The 22,646-nt window shown below is 74.8% G+C and carries 20 protein-coding genes; 11 read left to right on the forward strand and 9 right to left on the reverse strand.

Annotated elements, in window-relative coordinates; all coding sequences use genetic code 11:
* Positions 1–456 precede the first annotated feature (456 nt).
* Positions 457–876 carry a hypothetical protein gene (locus Sya03_RS10385; RefSeq protein ID WP_203938014.1) on the forward strand — a complete coding sequence of 140 codons (420 nt, stop codon included), beginning with the start codon at positions 457–459 and terminating at the stop codon, positions 874–876.
* A 67-nt stretch (positions 877–943) separates the two neighbouring features.
* Positions 944–2,347: a M20/M25/M40 family metallo-hydrolase gene (locus Sya03_RS10390; protein ID WP_203938015.1), complete on the forward strand. Its 1,404-nt coding sequence runs from the start codon at positions 944–946 to the stop codon at positions 2,345–2,347.
* Here Sya03_RS10390 and Sya03_RS10395 read toward each other — a convergent pair.
* The 3 genes from Sya03_RS10395 to Sya03_RS10405 all read right to left on the reverse strand — a co-directional run bounded on the left by Sya03_RS10395 (position 2,334) and on the right by Sya03_RS10405 (position 6,886).
* Positions 2,334–3,542, reverse strand: coding sequence for a hypothetical protein (locus tag Sya03_RS10395; RefSeq protein ID WP_203938016.1), 1,209 nt, complete (start codon positions 3,540–3,542; stop codon positions 2,334–2,336). The two genes, Sya03_RS10390 and Sya03_RS10395, sit on opposite strands and share 14 nt — an antisense overlap.
* Before the next feature lie 63 nt (positions 3,543–3,605).
* Positions 3,606–5,258: a GTPase family protein gene (locus Sya03_RS10400; RefSeq protein WP_203938017.1), complete on the reverse strand. Its 1,653-nt coding sequence runs from the start codon at positions 5,256–5,258 to the stop codon at positions 3,606–3,608.
* Entirely contained in the window at positions 5,255–6,886 is a 1,632-nt protein-coding gene (locus tag Sya03_RS10405) for a GTPase family protein (RefSeq protein ID WP_239107316.1), read from the reverse strand. The genes Sya03_RS10400 and Sya03_RS10405 overlap by 4 nt, the downstream gene beginning before the upstream one ends.
* A gap of 913 nt (positions 6,887–7,799) precedes the next feature.
* On the opposite strand from Sya03_RS10405, the gene dnaK reads away from it, so the two are divergent.
* The 4 genes from dnaK to Sya03_RS10425 all read left to right on the forward strand — a co-directional run bounded on the left by dnaK (position 7,800) and on the right by Sya03_RS10425 (position 12,075).
* The gene (gene dnaK, locus Sya03_RS10410) at positions 7,800–9,677 is read left to right on the forward strand and encodes a molecular chaperone DnaK (protein ID WP_203938018.1); all 1,878 of its coding nucleotides are present in this window, start codon (positions 7,800–7,802) and stop codon (positions 9,675–9,677) included.
* 42 nt (positions 9,678–9,719) lie between these two features.
* Positions 9,720–10,346 (forward strand): nucleotide exchange factor GrpE, encoded by a 627-nt coding sequence (gene grpE, locus Sya03_RS10415; protein ID WP_203938019.1) that lies wholly within the window; start codon positions 9,720–9,722, stop codon positions 10,344–10,346.
* Positions 10,347–10,413: 67 nt separating this feature from the next.
* Complete coding sequence (dnaJ, locus tag Sya03_RS10420) at positions 10,414–11,613, forward strand: molecular chaperone DnaJ (RefSeq protein ID WP_203938020.1); 1,200 nt, start codon at positions 10,414–10,416, stop codon at positions 11,611–11,613.
* 21 nt (positions 11,614–11,634) lie between these two features.
* Positions 11,635–12,075, forward strand: coding sequence for a heat shock protein transcriptional repressor HspR (locus Sya03_RS10425; protein ID WP_203938021.1), 441 nt, complete (start codon positions 11,635–11,637; stop codon positions 12,073–12,075).
* Between the two features lie 14 nt (positions 12,076–12,089).
* On the opposite strand, the gene Sya03_RS10430 is transcribed toward Sya03_RS10425, so the two are convergent.
* From Sya03_RS10430 to Sya03_RS10450, 5 genes are all read right to left on the reverse strand, one after another.
* Complete coding sequence (locus Sya03_RS10430) at positions 12,090–12,626, reverse strand: snapalysin family zinc-dependent metalloprotease (protein ID WP_203938022.1); 537 nt, start codon at positions 12,624–12,626, stop codon at positions 12,090–12,092.
* Positions 12,627–12,701: 75 nt separating this feature from the next.
* Positions 12,702–13,157, reverse strand: coding sequence for a hypothetical protein (locus Sya03_RS10435; protein ID WP_203938023.1), 456 nt, complete (start codon positions 13,155–13,157; stop codon positions 12,702–12,704).
* Positions 13,158–13,278: 121 nt separating this feature from the next.
* Positions 13,279–14,436, reverse strand: a complete 1,158-nt coding sequence (locus Sya03_RS10440; protein ID WP_370872137.1) for a cation:proton antiporter — start codon at positions 14,434–14,436, stop codon at positions 13,279–13,281.
* 64 nt (positions 14,437–14,500) lie between these two features.
* On the reverse strand, positions 14,501–14,998 hold the full coding sequence (locus Sya03_RS10445; protein ID WP_203938025.1) for a cation:proton antiporter regulatory subunit: 498 nt from the start codon (positions 14,996–14,998) through the stop codon (positions 14,501–14,503).
* Positions 14,999–15,026: 28 nt separating this feature from the next.
* Positions 15,027–15,491, reverse strand: coding sequence for a hypothetical protein (locus Sya03_RS10450; RefSeq protein ID WP_203938026.1), 465 nt, complete (start codon positions 15,489–15,491; stop codon positions 15,027–15,029).
* A 70-nt stretch (positions 15,492–15,561) separates the two neighbouring features.
* Here Sya03_RS10450 and Sya03_RS10455 point away from each other — a divergent pair, with 70 nt between their 5' ends.
* Both Sya03_RS10455 and clpB read left to right on the forward strand, forming a co-directional pair.
* Positions 15,562–16,722 (forward strand): beta propeller repeat protein, encoded by a 1,161-nt coding sequence (locus tag Sya03_RS10455; protein WP_203938027.1) that lies wholly within the window; start codon positions 15,562–15,564, stop codon positions 16,720–16,722.
* Positions 16,723–16,804: 82 nt separating this feature from the next.
* Positions 16,805–19,390 (forward strand): ATP-dependent chaperone ClpB, encoded by a 2,586-nt coding sequence (gene clpB / locus Sya03_RS10460; RefSeq protein ID WP_203938028.1) that lies wholly within the window; start codon positions 16,805–16,807, stop codon positions 19,388–19,390.
* A gap of 42 nt (positions 19,391–19,432) precedes the next feature.
* Here the strand turns inward: clpB and Sya03_RS10465 are convergent, their stop codons facing one another.
* Positions 19,433–19,621 carry a hypothetical protein gene (locus Sya03_RS10465; RefSeq protein WP_203938029.1) on the reverse strand — a complete coding sequence of 63 codons (189 nt, stop codon included), beginning with the start codon at positions 19,619–19,621 and terminating at the stop codon, positions 19,433–19,435.
* A 313-nt stretch (positions 19,622–19,934) separates the two neighbouring features.
* On the opposite strand from Sya03_RS10465, the gene Sya03_RS10470 reads away from it, so the two are divergent.
* Genes Sya03_RS10470 through Sya03_RS10480 form a run of 3 tightly spaced genes read left to right on the forward strand, consistent with a single transcriptional unit; the run spans position 19,935 to position 22,531 of the window.
* Positions 19,935–20,828 carry a hypothetical protein gene (locus Sya03_RS10470; protein WP_203938030.1) on the forward strand — a complete coding sequence of 298 codons (894 nt, stop codon included), beginning with the start codon at positions 19,935–19,937 and terminating at the stop codon, positions 20,826–20,828.
* Between the two features lie 17 nt (positions 20,829–20,845).
* The gene (locus tag Sya03_RS10475; protein ID WP_203938031.1) at positions 20,846–21,727 is read left to right on the forward strand and encodes a hypothetical protein; all 882 of its coding nucleotides are present in this window, start codon (positions 20,846–20,848) and stop codon (positions 21,725–21,727) included.
* A gap of 9 nt (positions 21,728–21,736) precedes the next feature.
* Positions 21,737–22,531, forward strand: coding sequence for an SDR family NAD(P)-dependent oxidoreductase (locus Sya03_RS10480; protein ID WP_203938032.1), 795 nt, complete (start codon positions 21,737–21,739; stop codon positions 22,529–22,531).
* Positions 22,532–22,646 lie beyond the last annotated feature (115 nt).

Here is a 22,646-nt window from a genome sequence, read left to right on the forward strand (position 1 = left end):
TGGGGCTGGTGCTTCGAGCGCCGCCACTGCCGTCCCAACCTCGACAGGCCGCAGCCGATCGAGTGCCACGACCGTCCCCTGCCCCACGAGACCCACGACGAGCGGCTGGCCCGGCATGTGCGGCACGTGGTCGACAACCATGTCCGCGAGCGGGTCCGGGCCGTGGCGGCGAAGGAGCGTAAGCGCGTGCTGATGTCACGGACCGGCCGGAACGCCGACGGGCACCGGGAGAACGCGGGCCGGCACCGGGCCGGCAAGCATGCCGCCGGCCGTCGCGCGGCCGCCGGGGTGGTTGCGCGTGGTGGGCCGGACGGCCGGTACCGCGCGCCGGAGGGGCCCGCGGAGGGCCGGAACCGTGGCCCGCAGCCGGGTCAGGAGCGCGCCGGGCAGCGGCGCGTGGAACGTCACAGCATCGACCGTCACCGTACGGACCGTCACAGCAAGGACCTGCACAGCATGAACCGCCACAGCGACCGGGACGACGAGGACCGGAACGACGAGGGCCGCGACGACCGCCAGGACATCAACCACGACCGCGACGCGGGGGACCGCCGTGAGGGCTGGGACCGGCAGGACCGGAACCACCACGGCGCGGACCCGCGCAACTCCGACCGCCGCGATCGCCGGGCGCAGGACCGCAACGGCGGCGCCCGTGAGCAGCGCGCCGAGCGCGGCGCGGAGGCCGGCGAGCGCAAGGAGGCGCGCGACCGGCAGGACCCCGGGGCCGCGCACCGGGCGCACGACGACAACCGGCACGGCGAGGCCAACCGGGGGCACGGCGTGAACCGCGGTGACCACCACGATGCCGGCCGCGACGCGGGCGGGCGGCACCGGCAGGCCGATCGGGGCAACATGTCGGGGCGCTGGGGGCGTTGACGCCGCCCTTTGTGGGCATTGATGTCTCGCTATGGTCGGCGGTCCGGCCGGGCGGGGTGGAGGCGGCGTGGGCGCGTGGCGCAGGGTGGCCGGGGTCGCGGTGGTCGTGCTGGCCGGGGCGGTCACGGCCGCGCCGGGGCGCGCCGAGCCGGTGACGTCGGCCGGGCTGCGCGATGCGGTCACGCCGGCCGGGATGACGCGGCACCTGGTCGCGTTGCAGGGCATCGCCGACCGGCACGGTGGGTCGCGGGTGGCCGGGCGGCCGGGGTACGAGGCGTCCGTCGCGTACGCGGCCGGGGTGCTGGAGCAGTCCGGGTACCGGGTGACGCGCCAGGACTTCGAGGTGGCGACGTTCCTGCCGCTCGGGCCCAGCGCCGTGACCGGGCCGGACGGGGCGGTGGAGCACAGCGTCCTCGCGTACTCGGGCAGTGGGGACGCCGAGGCGGCCGCGACCGTGCCGGTCGGTGACGGCCGGGGGTGCGCGGCGGCGGACTTCGGGCCGGCGAACGCCGCGACCGTGGTGATCCTGGACCGGGGCGGGTGCTCGTTCGCGGACAAGGCGACGCGCGCCGAGCTGGCCGGGGCCGCCGCCGTGGTCGTGCGCAACGACGGCGCGGGCGCGCTGACCGGCACGCTGGGCACCGGCTTCACCGGCGGCATCCCGGTCGTCGGGGTGGCGGGGGACGCGGCGCAGGTGGCGGCAGGCACCGTGCTGCGGGTGGTGGTGAACGCCGAGCGCGGGCGGGCCACGTCCGCGAACCTGCTGGCCGAGACGCGCGGCGGCGACCCGGGCACGGTGGTGATGGTGGGCGCGCACCTGGACTCGGTGGCGGAGGGGCCCGGCGTCAACGACAACGCGACCGGGGTGGCGGCGGTGCTGGAGATCGCGGCGGCGCTGGCCCGGCAGGTGCCGCGCAACACGGTGCGGTTCGCGCTGTGGGGCGCCGAGGAGTCGGGGCTGCTGGGGGCGGAGCACTACGTGGCGGGGCTGCCGGACGCGGAGCGGCGCCGGGTCGCGCTGTACCTGAACGTCGACATGATCGGCTCGCCGAACTTCGGCCGGTTCGTGTACGACGGCGACGGCTCGGCGTACCCGGGTGCGGCGCCGGCGGGGTCGGCGGCGATCGAGCGGTTGTTCCGGGACCACTTCGCGGCCGAGGGGCTGGCGGCGGGCGAGTCGGCCATGGACGGGCGCAGCGACTACGGCCCGTTCACGGCGGCGGGCATCCCGGCGGGTGGCCTGTTCACGGGCGCGGAGGGGATCAAGTCGGCGGCGCAGGCGGTGCAGTACGGCGGCACGGCGGGCGCGCCGTTCGACCCGTGCTACCACCGGGCGTGCGACGGCCTGGCCAACGTGAACATGCGCGCCCTGGACGAGATGGCGGACGCGCTGGCGCACGCCGTCGCCGTGTACGCGCAGGACGCGAGCGCCGTGGCGGCGCCGGAGGTGGCGGCCGTCAGTCGTCGTTGAGGCGGTCGCGGTTGGCGTCGAGCCAGGCGTTGATGGCGTCGGTGTCGTTGGGGTCGACGCCCTCCGCGATGAGCTGCGCGACGGCGGCGGTGGCGGGGCTGCGCTTCTCGCCGCTGGTGTACAGCTCGACGAAGCGCGGGATCATCGCCTCGATCGTGCGGTCCGTCATCGCCGCGGCGGCCGGCGGCAGGTCGCGGCGGCGGGCCGCGTACGCCGCCCAGGCGCGGGTGACGCGGGGCAGCATGGCGGCGTCGTCCATGTCGAGGACGGCGCGGCGGTGCACCCAGTCGAGCAGGAAGAACTCGGCGACGGCGGGGCTGAACCGCAGCGGGTCGGGGTCGGGCAGGCTCGCCGCGTGGTCGACCACCAGGCTGAGGCAGAACCGCAGCGAGGCGTCGTCGGGGGTGTCGAGGCCGGCGTCGCGGGCCTCGGGCGAGGCGAGGAAGTCGCGCAACAGGGTGTCCAGCTCGGCAGCGGTCGGCTCGGCCTGGTCGGCGACGGGCACCAGCGGGTCGGGCGCGGGCAGCACGGCGAGGCGGGCGCCGACGAGGGCGCGGTCGGTGGCGACGGAACTCTCGGCGGGCAGCTCGGTGAGGTCGTCGGTGACCTCCAGGTGGCGGCTGACGGCCTCGCGCAGCCGGCCCGGGTCCTCGTCGCGGAACCAGGTCAGCTCGTCGTCGGCGCACATCTCGCGGACCCGCTCGACCACCCCCTGGGCGGGGCCGACGAACACGTCCTTGGTGATGCCGATGTTGTGGTCGACGAGGGCCACGACGGCGTGCTCGGGGCCGCCGGCCTCCGCGTCGTCGTAGGCGAAGGTGGCCAGGTAGGAGGTCTGGTCGCCGTACACGTCGCCGTAGGCCCAGCTGCCGGTGAGCCGGACCCGGCCGAGCTGGCTGACCCAGCCCGGGTCCTGGTCGCCGTGACGCACGTCGCCGGCGCCGGGGGCCTCGGGCACGAGCGCGGCGAAGACCTCGCGGATGGTGCTGGCGGCCGGGGTGTGCCGCCGGTCCGTCGCGGACAGGAACCGGCCGACGAACTCGCGGACGGCCGTGGCGCGGTCCTGGTCGGCGACGGCGTAGACGCTGCCGAGCAGGGCGGCGCCGAGCATCTCGGCGTCGAGGGCGCAGTCCAGCTTGTCGACGTCCCGCGCCGCGTGCAGAACCGCCTCGTACGGGGTCTCAGGAGCCGCCATCCGCCGAGCCTACTCGGCGGGAACGGTTCCGTACCCGGTCGATGTCGGCGGGTTGGCGGAATGTCAGCCGCGGACCTCGTCGAACGCCTCGCGGGCGGTCGCGTACGAGCCGAGCACCTCCCGTACGGGCGCCACCACGTACTCGCGGCCGACGTCGGTCACGGCGGCCCGGAGCCGGTTCTCCGCCCGCCGGACGGCCCGGCGCGCGCCGAGGCGCAGCAGCGGGCGCACCAGCAGGGCGAGCAGCAGTCCCGCGGCGAGGCCGCCGAGCAGCAGCAGCGTCGGCAGCGGCACGTCGCCGACCATCGGGTAGTCGAGGGCGGGCAGGCCGATGGCGCGGATCGCGTACCCGCCGACGAGCCAGCCGAGGCCGACCAGGGCGGCGAGGGTGAGCGCCCACTGGAGCACGCCGACGGCCCGCCACCACAGCGCCGGCTTCGTGACCCCCAGGTCGGTGGTGGCGACCGCCCGGTCGAGGGCGTCGGGCAGGCCGTCGAGGCGCGACCGGGCGGCCGTGGTCAGCGCCGGGTGCCAGGCGGCGGGCAGGCTCTCGGCGGCGCGGTCGGCGACGGCGCGCACGCTCATGCCGACGGCCGACTTCTGGGCGGCGTCGGCGGGCGGCAGCGAGGTGATCGCGACCGGCGACGGGGCGTCCAGGTGCAGGCGGCGCAGCGGGTCGGGACGCAGCCGCCGCAGCCCGCGCGACAGCGGCCACCCGGTGTACGCGGCGGCGCGGTGCCGGTACGCCTGGCCGGTCGCCGCGGCCACGGCCGGCACCCCGGCGGACGCGGCGAGGGCGTCGGTGAGCTGCCGCACGGTGGCCCGGTCGACCCGGTCGGAGTCGGCGGGCCGGCCGACGAGCTCGGTGAGCCGCCCGGCGACCGTGTCGACGTCGCCCGCGAGGCGGCGCAGCGCGGCCTCCCGCTTGGCGATCGTCTTCTCCAGCAGCTCCCGCAGCTCGACCTGCAGCGCCGGTTCGCGGGCGGACGTGGCGAACGACGGCACGCCCTCCAGCCCGTCCTCGACGAGCAGCCGGCGCAGGTCGGCGACGACCTTCTCGGCGTCGGCGGGCCGCAGCCGGTCCGCCTGGTTGAGCACGACCACGGTGACGTCGCGGTGCCGGCCGAACTGGCGCAGGTAACCGGCGTGCAGCGACCGGTCGGCGTACTTCTGCGGGTCCACCACCCAGACGATCAGGTCGACCAGGCCCAGCAGCCGGTCGACCTCCAGCCGGTGCGCCTGCTCGACGGAGTCGAAGTCGGGCAGGTCCAGCAGGACGAGCCCGCGCAGGGCCGCCTCGTCGTCGCCGTCGAGGGCGCTCTCCCGGATGTACCGGTGCCGGGGCAGCACCCCGACCCAGTCGAGCAGCTTGTTGGCGTCCTCCAGCGGCCCCCACACGCAGGCGTGCGCGACGCCGGTGGTGGGCCGGCGCACCCCCACCTGCGACAGGGTGAGCCGGGCGAGCGCGTTGAACAGCGACGACTTGCCGCTGCCGGTGCTGCCGGCCAGGGCGACGACGGTGTGGTCGCGCGACAGCGCCAGCCGGGCGCCCGCCCGCTCCACCACCGTGCGCGCGCCGACCAGGTCGGCCTCCGGCAACCGGCCGTCGACGGCGCGCAGGAACCGCGACAGCGCGTCCAGCCGGTGCAGCAGCGCGTCCGCGTCGATGCGGCGCCCGCCGGTCAGCTTGTCCTTCACCCGGTCGACGACGCTCACCGCAGCGGTCCGATCAGTTGCAGGTCGGCGCGGGCCCGTTCCACCTCGGCGCCGGCCGCGCGCAGCCCGTCGCCCGAGGTCTCCAGCGCCGGGGCGAGCAGGCCGGTGAACCGGACCGCCTCCCCGGCCAGCAGCTCGTCCACCCGGCGCAGCAGGTCCGCGCGCGCCCGCGCGGCCAGCGCCCGGATCGCCTGGTCGCCGAACACGGCCTCCAGCACCTTCTGCGCCGCCACCGTCGTGCCCGCGCCCACCGCCACCTCGGCCCCCGTCGGGATGAACGCCGTCGACGTGAACACCGCGATCATCACCGCCAGGCCGGTCGCGTTGACCGCGTACGAGGCGCTGCGGGCCACGAACCGCTTGTCGCCCGCCTCCTCGCGGACCAGGTCCAGCACCGAGCGCTGCCAGTCGCGGATCAGCGCCTCCGCGCGCTCCGGCAGGTCCGCCGAGGGGCGGCCCAGCGCCGGCGTCAGCAGCGCCGCGCCCGCCGGGTGCGCCTGCCAGCCCGTGTACGCCTGCTCCGCCGCGTCCGCCGCCACCCCGCGGAACAGGGTCGCCAGCTGCGACTCCAGCGCCACCTGCAGGTTGCGCCCGGGCGCCGGCCGGCCGGTCACGGCGGCGGTGATCCGGTCGCGCAGCCGGCCGATCCGCGACTCCAGGCTGCGCAGGAACTCGCCCGTGCCCACGAACTCCTGCCAGCGCGCCAGCACCTCGCCGCGCAGCAGCCGCCCGTCCTGCAGGCCCTGCTCCACCGTGCGCCGCGCGTTCCGGTACGCCGCGTCCACCCGCTCGGTCAGCCCCGCCGCCGCCACGGCCTGGTCGTCGGCCGCCGCGGCCAGCCCCGTCACCGACGGGCGCAGCGCCGCCAGCGCCCCGTCGAGCGTCTGCCGGACCACGGCCGCCCGCGCCGACGCGTCGCCGGCCAGGTGCGCGAACCAGTCCCGCAGCGGCCCCGACACCTCCTCCGGCAGCAGCCCCGAACCGTCCAGGTCGGACTCCGGCAGCACGAACAGCGGCGCCGCCGCCAGGTCGTTCGCCGCGAGCATCTCGCTCAGGTGCGCCGCCACCTCGCCCGCCGCCTCCGGCGGCACCCGGTCCAGCACCAGCGCCGTCACCGTGCCGCGCTGCCGCGCCGTGTGCAGCAGCTCCCACGGCACCGCGTCCGCGTACCGCGCCGCGGTCGTCACGAACAGCCACAGGTCGGCCGCCGCCAGCAGCTGCGCCGCCAGCTCCCGGTTCCGGTCCACCACCGAGTCGATGTCGGGTGCGTCGAGGAACGCCAGACCCTCGCCGAGGGCGGGCGCCGCGACCAGGTGCAGGCTGTTCGGGTCCGCGCTCACCTCGGGGGTACGGGTCAGCCCCGGCAGCAGCTCCCCGGACCGGAACCACGACATGTCGTTGGGGTGGCACACCAGCACCGGCGACCGCGTCGTGGGCCGCAGCACCCCGGACGCGCTGACGGGCGCCCGCACCAGGCTGTTGACCAGCGTCGACTTGCCCGCACCGGTCGACCCGCCCACCACGACGAGCAGCGGCGCGTCGAGCCGCGCCAGCCGCGGCAGCAGGTAGTCGTCGAGCTGCGCCACGAGCGCCCCGCCGACCCGCCGCGCCTCCTCGGCGGTCGGCATGACCAGGGGGTACGGGGTCGCGCCGATCTCGGACCGCAGCCGGGTCAGCGCCGTGACGAGGGTCCGGGTGGTGCCCTCGGCGGGCAGCTCGGGGACCTCGCGCAGCAACGGCCCGTCCTCCCGACCGTCGACCGCACCGACGGGCTCGTCAGGCTCGTCGCCGGGCTCGTCGACGACGGCCATGGTGTCGGGCTCGGGGGTGAGCGGCTCGGTGGCGGGCTCGGTGGCCGGTTCTGAGTCGGTGGGCTCGGTGGCCGGGGTGACGGGCTCGGTGACCGGCTCGCTGGCCGCGGCCTCGGTGGCCGGGGAGGTGGACTCGGTGACCGGCTCCTCCACCGCGGGCACGGCGGCGGCTTCGGCCTCGGTCGCGGAGTCCTCGCCCGCGGTGCGGCCCGCAGCTTCCTCGTCCGCGGTGGCGGCGGCAGTGCCGGTGGCGGGTTCGTCCACGGCGGACCCCGCTGCGGTCGCCCCGGCCGTCGTCCCGTCGCCGGCCGGCGAGCCCGCGGCCGGGGGAATGTCGCGCCCGGCCGGGGCGCTGTCGTCGGGTGGACCATCCGTCGCGGGGGCGGATGCGTCGGCGGGGGCCGGGGGCGGCGCTGTGGCCTCGCCCGGCGCGGCCGTCTCCGGGACGCCGGCGGGCGTATCGGAGGAGGGTTTTCCGGGGTTACGGGGTTCGGCGGACCCGGGGGTGCCCGCGAGCTTCTCCGCCACCGAGGCGGGCGTGCGGTCACCGGGCGAAGTCACGGGGTAAAGCCTGCCTGATCTCCGCATCGCAGACAACAGGGACCACGTGCGTCTCGCGCGTGGCGCGCAAAGTTGCGCCTGCCACACTCAACTTTCGGTTTGACGATTTGCCAGGCCGTGGCACTATTGAGTCCGGTCCACTCAACTTGCACGAAGCGAGGAATCGAACATGGCACGTGCGGTCGGCATCGACCTCGGTACGACGAACTCCTGCGTCAGCGTTCTGGAGGGCGGCGAGCCCACCGTGATCGCGAACGCGGAGGGGTCGCGCACCACCCCCTCGATCGTCGCGTTCGCGCGCAACGGCGAGGTCCTCGTCGGCGAGGTGGCGAAGCGTCAGGCGGTGACCAACCCGGACCGGACCATCCGGTCGGTCAAGCGGGAGGTCGGCACGAACTGGTCCGTCGACATCGACGGCAAGAAGTACACCCCGCAGGAGATCTCCGCGCGCGTGCTGATGAAGCTCAAGCGCGACTCGGAGGCCTACCTGGGCGAGCAGGTCACGGACGCGGTCATCACCGTCCCGGCCTACTTCAACGACGCGCAGCGCCAGGCCACCAAGGAGGCCGGCGAGATCGCGGGCTTCAACGTGCTGCGCATCGTCAACGAGCCCACCGCGGCCGCGCTGGCGTACGGCCTGGACAAGGGCTCCAAGGAGCAGACCGTCCTGGTCTTCGACCTCGGTGGTGGCACGTTCGACGTGTCCCTGCTGGAGCTGGGCGAGGGCGTCATCGAGGTCAAGTCGACCTCCGGTGACAACCACCTCGGCGGCGACGACTGGGACCAGCGCATCATCGACCACCTGGTGAAGACGTTCCGCGGCGAGAACGGCATCGACCTGTCGCAGGACAAGATGGCCCTGCAGCGTCTGCGCGAGGCCGCCGAGAAGGCGAAGATCGAGCTGTCGGCCGCCACGACCACCAGCATCAACCTGCCGTACATCACGGCCGGCCCGGCGGGCCCGCTCCACCTGGACATGACCCTGACCCGGGCCGAGTTCCAGCGCATGACGCAGGACCTGCTGGACCGCTGCAAGGCGCCGTTCGAGCAGGCCATCAAGGACGCCGGCATCAAGGTCGCCGACGTCGACCACGTCATCCTGGTCGGCGGCTCGACCCGTATGCCCGCCGTGAGCGACCTGGTGCAGCAGCTCATCGGCCGCGACCCGAACAAGGGCGTCAACCCGGACGAGGTCGTCGCCGTCGGCGCCGCCCTGCAGGCCGGCGTGCTCAAGGGCGAGGTCAAGGACGTCCTGCTGCTCGACGTGACCCCGCTGAGCCTGGGCATCGAGACCAAGGGCGGCATCTTCACCAAGCTGATCGAGCGCAACACCACGATCCCGACGAAGCGCTCCGAGGTCTTCACGACGGCCGACGACAACCAGCCGTCCGTGCTGATCCAGGTCTTCCAGGGCGAGCGCGAGATCGCCGCGTACAACAAGAAGCTCGGCACCTTCGAGCTGACCGGCCTGCCGCCGGCGCCCCGCGGCGTCCCGCAGGTCGAGGTCACCTTCGACATCGACGCGAACGGCATCGTGCACGTCGGCGCGAAGGACCTCGGCACCGGCAAGGAGCAGAAGATGACGATCACCGGCGGCTCCGCGCTGCCGAAGGACGACATCGAGCGCATGATGCGCGACGCCCAGGACCACGCCGACGAGGACAAGAAGCGCAAGGAGGACGCGGAGGCCCGCAACCTCGCCGAGCAGCTGCAGTGGCAGACGGAGAAGTTCCTGGCCGAGAGCGGCGACAAGCTGCCCGAGGACAACCGGAACCAGATCAACGAGGCGCTCGGCGACCTGCGCGGCGCGCTCGGTGGCACCGACATCGAGAAGATCAAGTCGGCGCACGAGAAGCTCGCCCAGGTGTCCCAGCAGGCCGGTTCGCTGCTGTACGCGCAGCAGCAGGCCCCCGAGGGCGGCGCCCCGGGTGACGCCCCGGGCGGCGCGGCCGGTGCGGCGGGCGACGGCCCGGCCTCCGAGGCGCCGAAGGCCGGCGGCCCGGACGACGTGGTCGACGCCGAGATCGTCGAGGACGACAAGAAGTGATCCGGTCCGAATCCGCCCGTACGTCAGCGGTGAGGTGATCGCATGACGGACAAGCCCAAGGAGGGCGACGCGGAGCGTGTCGTGATCCGCGATCGGCGCAAGATCGACCCGACCGGGGGCGGCGGCAAGCGTCGCGCACCGGAACCCGAGGAAGGTGACGTGGACGCGAACGGCAAGGCAGGCGCCCACCGGGCCGCCGACTCCGAGACCGGGGCGTCCACGGCGCCCGCCCTCGGGGCGGAGCTGGCGGCACTGCGGACCGAGCTGGAGGAGCGCACCCGCGACCTGCAGCGCGTCACCGCCGAGTACGCCAACTACCGCAAGCGCGTCGACCGCGACCGCGGCGTGGCCGCCGAGCAGACCACCGGCGCGGTGCTGTCCGCGCTGCTGCCGGTGCTCGACGACCTCGACCGGGCGCGCGAGCACGGCGACCTGGTCGGCCCGTTCGCCACGGTCGCCGAGCAGCTGGCGGCGGCCACGGCCAAGTTCGGGCTGACCGGGTTCGGCGAGAAGGGCGACCCGTTCGACCCGACCCGCCACGAGGCCGTCGCGCACCTGACGTCGGCCGACGTGAAGGAGCCCACCTGCATCGACGTGATGCGGCGCGGCTACCTGCTGGGCGAGCGCCTGCTGCGCCCGGCCATGGTCGCGGTGGCCGACCCGGAGTGAGCGGTACGTTCCCGGCCGTCCTGCCCGCGGGCAGGGCGGCCCGGTCCGCCAAGGAGGAGGTGGACGGATGAGTTCGAAGGACTGGCTGGAGAAGGACTTCTACGCCGTACTCGGGGTGACCAAGTCCGCCGCCGCCGACGACATCAAGAAGGCGTACCGCAAGCTGGCGCGGGAGAACCACCCCGACCGCAACCCGGGCAACAAGGACGCCGAGGACCGGTTCAAGGCCGCGTCCGAGGCGTACGACGTGCTGTCGGACGACCGGAAGCGCAAAGAGTACGACGAGATGCGCTCCCTGTTCGGCTCCGGCGCGTTCCGCCGCGGCGCCCGCACCGGTGGGCCGGCCGGGTTCGACCCGACCGACCTGTTCGGCGGCGGCTTCGGCGGTGCGCCCACCCCGCCGCGCGGCGCCGGTGACCCGGGTGACCGCCGGTTCGGCGGCGCCGGGTTCTCCGACATCTTCAGCTCGATCTTCTCGGGCGGCGGCGCGGGCGCGCGCCGGGGCCCGCAGCGCGGCCGCGACGTCGAGGCCGAGGTGACGCTGGACTTCCGGCACGCCGTGCAGGGCACCACGCTGCCGCTGACGCTGCGCTCGCCGGGCGTCTGCGACAACTGCCACGGTTCCGGCGCCCGGCCGGGCACCCAGCCGAAGACCTGCCCGGTCTGCCGCGGCTCGGGGCTGACCACCCGCAACCAGGGCTCGTTCAGCTTCAGCGAGCCGTGCCGCGAGTGCCAGGGCGTCGGCACGATCGTCGTCGACAAGTGCCCGGAGTGCCGCGGCACCGGCGGCGTCACAAAGAACCGCACCATCACGGTCCGGTTCCCGCCCGGCATCGCCGACGGCAAGCGCATCCGCCTGGCGGGCCGCGGCGAGCCCGGCGAGCGCGGCGGCGCCCCCGGCGACCTGTACGTGCTGGTCAAGGTCCGGTCGGACGACCTGTTCGGCCGCGACGGCGACGACCTGACGCTGACGGTGCCGATCACGTACCCGGAGGCGGTGCTCGGCACCGACCTGCGGGTGCCGACCCTCGACGGCGCCGTCACGCTGCGGGTGCCGCCGGGCACCCCGAGCGGGCGCAAGCTGCGCGCCCGCGGCAAGGGCGTGACCCGCAAGGACGGCGAGGCGGGCGACCTGATCGTGACGCTGGACGTCGTGGTGCCGGCGCAACTGTCGGAGGAGGCCCGGCAGGCCCTGAAGGAGTTCGCCACCCGCACGCCGGCGGCTCCCCGGGAACATCTGGACGCGCGCGTGCGTAGGTTCGGGTAGATCCGCACGGAGGTGACCGGAATGGACGACGACATCTCGATCGCGGTCTCGGTGGAAGCCGCGTCCGACGCGAAGGTGCTGATCATCTCCGTGGCGGCCCGCCTCGCCGGCATGCACCCGCAGACCCTGCGCCAGTACGACCGCCTCGGCCTGGTCCAGGCCGGCCGGGCGGGCGGCGGCGGCCGCCGGTACAGCGAGCGCGACGTGGCGCTGCTGCGCGAGGTGCAGCGGCTCAGCCAGGAGGACGGCGTCAACCTGGCCGGCATCAAGCGCATCATCGGCCTGGAGCAGCTCGTCGGCGACCTGCAGCAGCGCCTGGGCGAGCTGGAGGCGGAGCTGACGGCGGCGTACCGGCGCATCGCCGAGCTGGAGTCGGTGAGCCCGTACCCGAGCCGCGACCTGATCCCGGCGAATCGCAACTCGACGGCGCTCGTGGTGTGGCGCCCCCGCCGCGACCGGTAGCCGCCGCCGCGCCCCTAGCGCGGGGCGGACTCGGCGTAGACGGCGGCCGGGATCTGCCGGGACGTGGCGAAGTTCGCCTGCACGCGGGCGGCCTCGGTGCTGGTCGGGAAGGCGTTGCGGCAGGACGCCGGTGCGCTGCTGCCCGACATGAGGTCGGTGCACAGGCCGGTGCGCAGGTCGGGCAGGCCGAGGATGTGGCCGAACTCGTGGGCGGCGATGCGCGGCGGGTGGTGGCCGATGGTTACGGCCTGGCGGCCCATGACGATGGAGCCGCGGCCGAGGGAGCGGACGGACGCGTACGGCCAGCCGTTGCCGGCGCTGACGGTGATGTCGGCGCGGCGGCCGGCGGTGACGGGTTCGAGGCGGACGCTGGTGACGCTGCTGTTCCAGTTCGCGGCGCCCTGGTGGACGGCGGCGACGAACTCGGCGGCGCGGCTCGTGTCGTAGTAGAGGACGCGGGGCGCGGCGGCGGCGGACGCGGGGGCGGTCGGCGCGAGGAGGGCCGCGGTGGCGGCGACCAGGGCGGCGACGACGAGACGTAGCTTCGACATGCGTCGAGCATGGCACCGGGCATAGAGGCGCATCAATGGAATGCGCGGCGCTATGACCCGTCCGGGATGGCGGCGTCAGTCGTGGCGGCGGGGCTGGAACAGGCCGATGCGGCGCGGGTGCCGGACCAGGCCGCCCTCGCACCACTCCTCGTAGTCCAGCAGCTCGGGCCGCGACATGAGGACCCGGCAGTTGTGCGCCCAGATGTGCATCGTCTCGTCGCCCCACTGGTCGGCGCGCTCGACCAGCTTGCGCAGCTTGCGCTTGCGGTGGCCGGTGGCGTTCTGCCGGACGCCGTCGGCGGCGTAGATGTAGAGGCAGTGCTGGGCGAACCGGCGGGCCGGGCAGGAGCGGTCCATGGCGAGGTCGAACAGCGTGCCGACCAGGTCGTCGGTGGACAGCAGCAGGTCCCAGTCGGGCGGCATCTGCTCGAGCGGCACGGCGTTCGGGTGGTAGGCCCACGCGCGCAGCTCGTCCGCCGTGGGGTCCACGGGGTTGGCAAAACCCCGGAAACTGGCTTCCTGCAACGTCATCCCTGTGGCCCTTCACCGGTCCGCGGCCCGGTGGAAGCGAGCCGGCGAACTTTCTTCATCACTCAGTGCGTCGCGGCGAAACCGTAGCGCGCTGAAAGGCCGTTGCGGAAGCCGCTGACCATCACTTTCCGGTACTCGTTGGTAACTCGAAATGTGGCGCGGCCTTGGGAGCGGTTCTACGACGGACATAGTTCTTGAACCACTGGTAATCGGGCAGGCGCGCCAGCATGGGCCCGGTGACGACCGTGATGAGCACGTACGCGGTCGCCAGCGGCGCCAGCTCCGGCTCGACGCCCGCAGCCAGCGCGAGGCCGGCGATGACGATGGAGAACTCGCCGCGCGGCATCAACCCCAGGCCGGCGCGCCACCGGCCGGGCAGCGCGATGCCGATCCGCTTCGCCGCGAAGTAGCCGGTCAGCACCTTCGTCGCCATCGTCACGACCGCCAGGCCCAGCGCGGGCAGCAGCACCGGCGGCATGTCCCGCGGGTCGGTGGCCAGGCCGAAGAACACGAAGAAGATGGCCGAGAACAGGTCGCGCAGTGGCGACAGCATCTCGGTGGCGTGGTGGGCGACCGGCCCGGACAGCGCGATGCCGACCAGGAACGCGCCGACCGCCGCCGACACCTGCAGGCCCGCCGCCACGCCCGCGACGAACAGGGTCAGGCCCAGGACGCTGAGCAGCAGCGCCTCCGGGTCCTTCACCGACATGAAGTTGCTGATCTGCCGGCCGAACCGGATCGCCACCACGAGCACGGCCAGCACGGTCAGCACGGCCACCGCGAGCGCCTTGGCGCCGCCGAGCAGGCCCGCGCCGGCCAGCACCGCCGTGATGAGCGGCAGGTAGAAGGCCATCGCCAGGTCTTCGATGACCAGCACCGACAGGATGACGGGTGTCTCGCGGTTACCGAGCCGGCCCAGGTCGGCGAGCACCTTGGCGATGACGCCCGACGACGACACCCAGGTGATGCCGGCCAGCACCAGCGCCGCCACCCAGTCCCAGCCGAGCATCAGCGCGAACGCCGCCCCGGGCAGCGCGTTGAGCACCGCGTCCAGCACGCCCGCGGGCGCCGCCGCCCGCAGGTTGCCCACCAGCTCGCTCGCCGAGTACTCCAGGCCCAGCATGACCAGCAGCAGGATGACGCCGATCTCGGAGCCGACCTCGATGAACTCCTCGCTGGCCGACAGCGGGATCAGCCCGCCGTGCCCGAACGCGAGCCCGGCCAGCAGGTAGAGCGGGATGGGGGAGAGCCCGAAGCGGCGGCCGAGGCGGCCGAGCATGCCGAGGGCGAACAACAGCGCGCCGAGCTCCGTCAGGAGCACAGTGGTGTGGTTCACGCGGCGGTCAGGCCGGTTCGCCGTTGGCGAGGATGGAGGTCACGCCGTCGATGCCCGCGCGGGTGCCGACGACGACCACGACGTCGCCGGACTGGAACACGAACGACGGCCCGGGCGAGGCGATGACCTGGCGGTCGCGCAGCACCGCGACGATGGACGCGCCGGTCAGGGTGCGGGTGCGGGTGTCGCCGAGCTGGCGGCCCACGTACGGGGAACCGGCCGGGATGGAGACCTGCTCGGTGTAGAGGCCGGCGGCCTGCTCGCGCAGCCCCGACAGCTGGCCCAGCATCAGCGACGCGCCGAGCACGTCGGCGAGCGCCTCGGCCTCGTCGTCGGTCAGCGGGATCGCCGCCACGCACGAGTCCGGGTCGTCCACGTCGTAGACGACGAGGTCGCGCCGCCCATTGCGGTGCGACACCACGCCGACGGTGCGACCGGCCGAGGTGACCAGGTCGTGGCGGACGCCGATGCCCGGCAGGGCGGTCTGTTCTACCCGTACTCGCACCCGGCCAACGGTAGCCTGCGCCGGATCGTCACCGCAGGCCGAGTGCCCGCAGGGTGGCGGGGCTCAACTCGACGGGATTGTCGCCGCCGCGGACGGCCCGGCCGTCGCGGACCGCGTACGCGCCCTGGGTGCCGCTGATCAGCACGGCGGGGTCGGCGGGGAACGTCTCCAGCAGCAGCACCCACTCGGCGCCGGCCAGGTCGGTCGACGGGGTGGCGTCGGCCGCGGGCCCGTAGAAGGCGATGTCGACCGTGTCGCCCGGCGCGACGTCGCCCTTGGCCACCGCGGTCACCGTCGCCGTGCCGAGGGTGGTGCGCAGTCCGTGGCGGTCCTGCTCGCCGGTCTCGTCGACCCGCGCCCGGACGATCAGCGGGGCCGCCTTCTCCAGCGCGGCGGTGTCGGCGTAGTACGGGTAATCGATGATCGACTGGGCGGTCGGCGGGGTGCAGCCGGCGAGGACGGCGATGAGGCCCGCGGCGAGGATTCTGCGCACGCCGGTTCGGACGCCTCGAGACGGGCCCGCGGTTCCGCCCGGCGGCGCATACTGGCCGCGGAGGTACGCCATGACCGTGTCCGGCCCGGTCAGGCCCGCTCGCGCGGCGGGCCGCACGGCCGCGTGCGCGGCGGTCACGGCGCTGCTCACCGGGTGTTCCGTGCTCGGCGACGTGCGCCGCGAGCCGGCCCCGCCGACGCCCCGGCCCGCCGCGGAGGGCGCGACGCCCGGCTCCACGTCCAACGCCTGGGTGGTCGAGCGCCGGCCCGGCTCGGTGGACGTGCGCCGCGGCGGGGTGCGGGTCCCCGCCGACTTCGCGCAGCAGACCGTCGAGTTCGCCGACGCGGCGCGCGGGGCCGCCCTGTTCACCCGGTGCCGCCCGGCCGGGTGCGCGGCCCGGCTGCTGGTCACCGCCGACGGCGGCCGCACCTGGCAGGAACGGGACCACCCGCTGCCGCAGGCGGACAACCAGCAGCTGCACGTGGGCGCGGGCGGCGCGGTGCTGCTGCTGGCCGAGCCGGTGGCGTGGTTCCTGTCGGGCGACGCGGGCCGCACGTTCCGGCGGATCCCGTACGACCCGGCCGGGCCGCCCGTGGAGTACCGGCGGCTGCTCGGCGAGTACCAGGTGTGCTGCGACGGCGACGAGCGCCCGCGGATCGTGCGGTACCCGGGCGGCGGCGGCGCGCAGCCGGTCCCCGCCGCCCCGCCGCTGCCGGGCCGGGTCGGCGCGGTGGCCGCGCGGCCCGGCGCCGCCGAGCTGTGGGCGGCCGCGCTGGACGCCGGCTCGCCCGGCGCGGCGGTGTCCCGCGACCAGGGCCGCACCTGGACCGGCACGGCGCTGCCGGGGGCGGCGGGCGGCCTGGTCCGGCTGCGGCTGCTCGTCTCGGCGAACGGCGCCGACGTGTGGCTGCTGGGCGAGCGCGAGGACCGCACCCGCTTCCCGACGGTGTGGCGGTGGGAGGGGGCGGGCTGGCGGCAGCTGCTGGCGAACGGCCACCCGGACGGCTACCTGTCGGCGGTGGCGATCGGCGACGGCCTGCTCGCGGTCACCGGCCCGGGCGGCGGGGGCCTGGCGGGCGAGCGCTGGACGCCGACGGACTGGCCGGCGAACGGGTGGATCCGCCTGCTGCCGGACGGCACGCTGGAGGTGGCGGACTCGCGGGACGGCAGTGTCTGGCTGGGCGCCGGGGACGGCGTCGACCGGCGCTGGGCGCAACTGGTGCTCCGGTGACCGCCCGAAGGGGAAGCCGCACGAGCGTCCGCGCGTTAGAGTTGAGTGCAGCACGCTCAAGTCTGAAGGAACGGGTGGCCCCTTGAACGCCGAACGCCTCACCACCAAGAGCCGCGAAGTCATCACCGCCGCCGCCGCCGACGCGGGCACCCGCGGGCACGCCACCGTCGAGCCGTGGCACCTGCTGCTCGCCCTCCTCGACACCGGCGGCTCCACCGCCGCGCCGCTGCTGCGCGCCGTCGGCGCCAACCCGGCCGACGTGCGGCGCACCGCCGTGCGGGCGGTGGAGTCCCTCCCGTCCGCGCGCGGGGTCAGCGTGGCCGAGCCCAGCCTGAGCCGCGAGTTCGTCAACGCCATCGGCGAGGCCGAGCAGATCGCCCGCCCGCTCGGCGACGAGTTCGTCTCCACCGAGCACCTCCTCGCCGGGCTCGCCCGGGGCGGCGGCGCCGTCGCGCGTACCCTCTCCGAACTCGGCGCGACCGAGGACGGCCTGGTCGCCGCGTTCCCCGCCGTGCGCGGCGGCGAGCGCCGCGTCACCAGCCAGGACCCGGAGCAGACCTACCAGGCGCTCGCCAAGTACGGCATCGACCTCACCGACAGCGCCCGCGACGGCAAGATCGACCCGGTCATCGGCCGGGACAGCGAGATCCGCCGCGTCGTGCAGGTGCTGTCGCGGCGCACCAAGAACAACCCGGTGCTGATCGGCGAGCCCGGCGTCGGCAAGACCGCCATCGTCGAGGGCCTGGCGCAGCGCATCGTCGCGGGCGACGTGCCCGAGTCGTTGCGCGACAAGAAGCTCGTCTCGCTCGACCTCGCCGCGATGGTCGCCGGGGCGCAGTACCGCGGCCAGTTCGAGGAGCGGCTGAAGTCCGTCCTGGAGGAGATCCGCAACTCCGACGGCCAGGTCATCACGTTCCTCGACGAGCTGCACACCGTCGTCGGCGCCGGCAAGGGCGAGGGCTCGATGGACGCCGGCAACATGCTCAAGCCGATGCTGGCCCGCGGCGAGCTGCGGATGGTCGGCGCGACCACCCTCGACGAGTACCGCGAGCACATCGAGAAGGACCCCGCGCTGGAGCGCCGCTTCCAGCCGGTGCTGGTCGGCGAGCCGACCGTCGAGGACACCATCGGCATCCTGCGCGGCCTCAAGGGCCGCTACGAGGCGCACCACCGCGTCCAGATCACCGATGCGGCCCTGGTCGCGGCGGCGACGCTGTCCGACCGGTACATCGCCGACCGGTTCCTGCCCGACAAGGCCATCGACCTCATCGACGAGGCGGCGTCCCGGCTGCGCATGGAGATCGACTCCCGGCCCGTCGAGCTCGACCAGCTCCAGCGCGCGGTCGACCGGCTGCGCATGGACGAGCTGGTGCTCGCCAAGGAGACCGACCCCGCCTCGCAGGAGCGGCTGGAGCGGCTGCGCCGCGACCTCGCCGACAAGCAGGAGGAGCTGGCCGTCCTCAACAGCCGGTGGGAGCGCGAGCGCGGCGGCCTGAACCGGGTCGGCGAGCTGAAGCAGCGCATCGACGAGCTGCAGGTCGAGTTCGAGCGGGCCCAGCGCGAGACCGACTGGGAGCGCGCCGGCCGCCTGCAGTACGAGGAGATCCCGGCGCTGGAGCGGGAGCTGGCCGAGCTGTCCAACGCGCCCGAGTCCACCGAGCCGCCCATGGTCAAGGAGGACGTCGGCGCGGACGACATCGCCGAGGTCATCGCCGCCTGGACCGGCATCCCCGCCGGCCGGCTGCTCGAGGGCGAGACCGCCAAGCTGCTGCGCATGGAGGAGTCGCTGCAGGCCAAGGTCGTCGGCCAGCCCGAGGCCGTCGCCGCGGTCGCCGGCGCGGTGCGCCGGGCCCGGGCCGGCGTCGCCGACCCCGACCGGCCCACCGGCAGCTTTCTGTTCCTCGGCCCCACCGGTGTCGGCAAGACCGAGCTGGCCAAGGCGCTCGCCGGGTTCCTGTTCGACGACGAGCGGGCCATGGTCCGCATCGACATGAGCGAGTACGGCGAGAAGCACTCCGTCGCCCGGCTGCTCGGCGCCCCGCCCGGCTACGTCGGCTACGAGGAGGGCGGCCAGCTCACCGAGGCCGTGCGGCGCCGCCCGTACTCGGTGGTGCTGCTCGACGAGGTGGAGAAGGCGCACCCGGACGTGTTCGACACGCTGCTGCAGGTGCTCGACGACGGCCGGCTCACCGACGGCCAGGGCCGCACCGTCGACTTCCGCAACGCGATCCTGGTGCTCACGTCGAACCTCGGCTCGTCGGTCATCAGCGACTTCACGCTCACCGAGGAGCAGCGCCGCGAGGAGGTCATGGCGACCGTCCGCAGCCACTTCAAGCCGGAGTTCCTCAACCGGCTCGACGACATCGTCGTGTTCCACGCGCTGACCGCGAAGGACCTGTCGGCCATCGTCGACATCCAGCTCGACCGGCTGCGCCGCCGCCTGGCGGACCGCCGGCTCACGCTGGACGTCACCGACGCGGCCGTGCACTGGCTCGGCGAGCACGGCTACGACCCCATCTACGGGGCCCGGCCGCTGCGCCGGCTCGTGCAGTCCGCCATCGGCGACGCGCTGGCCAAGGCGCTGCTGGCCGGCGGCATCCGCGACGGCGACCGGGTCGTGGTCGACGTCACCGACACCAAGGACGGGCTGTCCGTCACCGCCGGCTGACCCGACGGGAAAGGGGCCCGTCGCCGGGCCCCTTTCCGCTGCTCAGGCCGCTCTGGCGGGCCGGGACCGGCGCTGGCGGAACGCCTGCACGTTGAGGATCTCCGTCCACACCACCTCGCCGTCGGGCGTGTGGACGCGGACGCCGTCGCGGTGCAGCGTGTAGTGGACGTCGGTGTAGTGGGTGCGGGTGTCGTCGTGGTGCAGGACGGTCAGGGTGTCGGCGTGCTGCATGGCTGTTTTCACCGGTTCTCTGGGTGAAGGGCCGCGGCATCGTCACGCGGCCGCTGTCTGAGGTCAGGATGGACGCCCGGGTCAAGGTGGGGGCGGCGAATCTGCCGGTACGCGCGGGCGGGCGCAGCTCTGGCGCCGAACAGTCCTCGGCGGCGTACCTCTCGGCGGAGCATAGTGGTGATCCGGCGTCCGTGTCTGCCCTGCGCGGGACTCGTCGCCCGCCCGGGTGGTTTCCGGGGGATCGAAGTCCGACGTCCGCTCGCATCCGCTGCGGCGGATGGATACCGTAAGTGGATCTAGGAAGAGGAGTGTCGTGTCGGATCCGCTGCAGCCCGGTGTCCCCGCCCGGGTACGACCGTCCACCGTCACCGTCTCGAGCTACCTGCTCTACCTCACCGCAGCGCTCATCCTCATCGTCGGCATCGTCTCGCTCGCCACCGTGGGCACCACGACCGAGGTCTACCGGGACGTCTACCGGGGCACCGAGGCCGAGGGCACCGAGGGCCTGCTGGTGGCCGGCAGCGTCGTCGGCGTGGTGCTCAACCTGCTGGTGGCGGCCGGTCTGGTCGTGCTGGCGCTGCTCAACAACCGGGGCAAGAACGCCGCCCGCATCGTCACCTGGGTCGTCGGCGGCCTCACCGTGTGCTGCTCGGGCGTCGGCCTGGTCGGCCAGGCGGCCACGTCGGCGATCACGCTGCCCACCCAGCCCGGCATGCCCGACGCCGCCGAGGTGCAGCGCCGCCTCGAAGACGCCCTGCCCGGCTGGGTGACGCCCGTGTCGCTGGTGCTGGGCATCCTGCAGCTGCTCGCGCTGGTCGTCGCGCTGGTGCTGCTGGCGCTGCCCGCGTCCAACGCGTTCTTCCGCAAGCCGGCCGCCGCCGCGGGCGGCTGGGAGCCCGGCATGCCGGCGTACCCGTACCCGGCCCAGCCGCAGTACCCGGGCCAGGAGCAGCAGCCGGGCATCGCGCAGTACCCCACCGGGTCGCAGTACCCCGGCCAGGCCCCGCACCCCGGCCAGCCGCCGGAGGCGGCGCACCAGCCGGGCCCGCCGCAGTACCCCGGCCAGCAGCAGCAGCCCGGCACGGCGCACTACCCGGCGGGGGAGCAGTACCCCGGCCAGGCGCCGCCGCCCGCGGAGCCCGGCTCGCCCCCACCCGCCGGTGACGACAGGCGGCCCACCGACCCGCCGCCCCCGGCCGCCGGCTGATCAGGCCAGGGGACCCGATGACGTACGCGGTGCCGGCGACGACGCCGTCGCCCGGCCCACCGGCGCCCACGCGCCGCCCGGCCGCCGTCACCGCCGCGTCGGCCCTTCTCGCCGCGATGGGCGCGGCGGGGCTCGTGTACGCCGTGGCGATGCTCGCCATCACGCCCGCGGTGGTGGACCGGTTCCGCCGGGTCGCCGCCCGCACGGGCTCCGGCGCCGCCGACGCCGACGGGTTCGTCACCCTGCTGACCGCGGTGAGCTGGGTGGGTTTGCTGCTCGCCGTCGTGCTGGCCGCGGTCCTGGCGGCCGCCTCGGTGGGCCTGCGCCGGGGCCGCCGCGGCGCCCGCACCGCGACGTACGTGGTCTGCGGCCTCGGGCTGGCGGGCGGCGGCGGGTCCGCGGTCGCCGTCGCGGTTCAGCGCGGCCTCGGCACCGACCTGCCCGGCGAGGGCCTGGGCCCGGCGCTGACCGCGGCCTACCCGGCCGGCTGGGTCGGCCTCAACATCGCCCTGGCCCTGCTCCAGATCCTCGGGTACGCGCTGGTGGCGTTGCTGCTGGCCACGGGCTCGGGCACCTGGTTCGACCGGTGGCGGCCCGGCGCGCCGACCTGGGGCGCGGGCCGGCCGGTGTGCGCCCCGCCGGCGCCCGCCGGGTGGGCCCCACCGGGCGTCGCGACCTGGCCCCCGCCCGCGTGGACCCCGCCCGGACCCGCCGGCCCGCCGCCGCCCGCCCCACACCCGTTCGTGGGCTATCCGGGCATCGCCAACGGCCAACCCGCGCCGCCGGCGCCGTCCGGCCCGCCGCCGCTGCCGCCGGACGCCCTGGACTGGGCCCGCCCGGCCGACCCGCCGCCGACCCCGGAGGCGCCCGCCGCGCCGGAACCCTCGCCGGACCGCTAGGAGACCCCTGTGCCGACCGACCGCCGCCCCACCGCCCTGATCACCGGCGCCTCCGCCGGGATCGGCAACGCCTTCGCCCGGCGGCTCGCCGCGGACGGCTACGACCTCACGCTGGTGGCGCGCGACGAGGCCCGGCTGGCGCAGGCCGCGGCCGAGCTGACCGCCGCGCACGGGGTGACCGTCGACGTGCTGCCGGCCGACCTCGCCACGGACGCGGGCGCCGAGGCGGTCGGCAAGCACCTGGCGAACCCGCCCGACCTGCTCGTCAACAACGCGGGCGTCGGGGTGCGGCAGACGTTCCTGCGCAGCGACGGCGCCGAGGAGGCCCGGCAGCTGCGCCTCAACGTCGAGGCTGTGATGCGTCTCACGCACGCCGCCCTGCCCGCGATGACGCAGCGGCGGCACGGGGCGATCGTCAACGTGTCCTCGGTGGCCGGGTTCGGGCCGGTGCAGCCCGGCTCCACCTACTCGGCGACGAAGGCGTGGGTGACGAACTTCAGCGAGTCCGTCGGGCAGCAGGCGCGCCGGTACGGCGTCCGGGTGATGGCGCTGTGCCCGGGATTCACCCGAACGGAATTCCAGGAGCGCGCCGGTATCGACACGTCGGGGTCACCCGATTGGATGTGGCTGAAAGCTGACGATGTGGTGAATGTCGCGTTGCGTGATCTGGCTCGCGGCCGGCTGGTGTCCGTTCCGGACTGGAAGTACAAGACCGCCGTTTTCGCCATCCGGCATCTGCCCCGCCCACTGCTCTACCGGGCCGCGGGCGGTACCCGGCACCGGGTCAGCCCGCCGCCCCAGTGACCTGGGCAGACGACACGTCACCCGAAGGGCTGACCGGCCATCGACCGGTCGTGCACGTTTGCGCGCCGAGCGCCCGGGTAACGGCGCAGGTCTATGAGTTTCCGGAGGCATCGAC

The sequence above is a fragment of the Spirilliplanes yamanashiensis genome (genome assembly GCF_016863475.1).
In the GTDB taxonomy this organism is placed as follows: Bacteria; Actinomycetota; Actinomycetes; order Mycobacteriales; family Micromonosporaceae; genus Spirilliplanes; species Spirilliplanes yamanashiensis.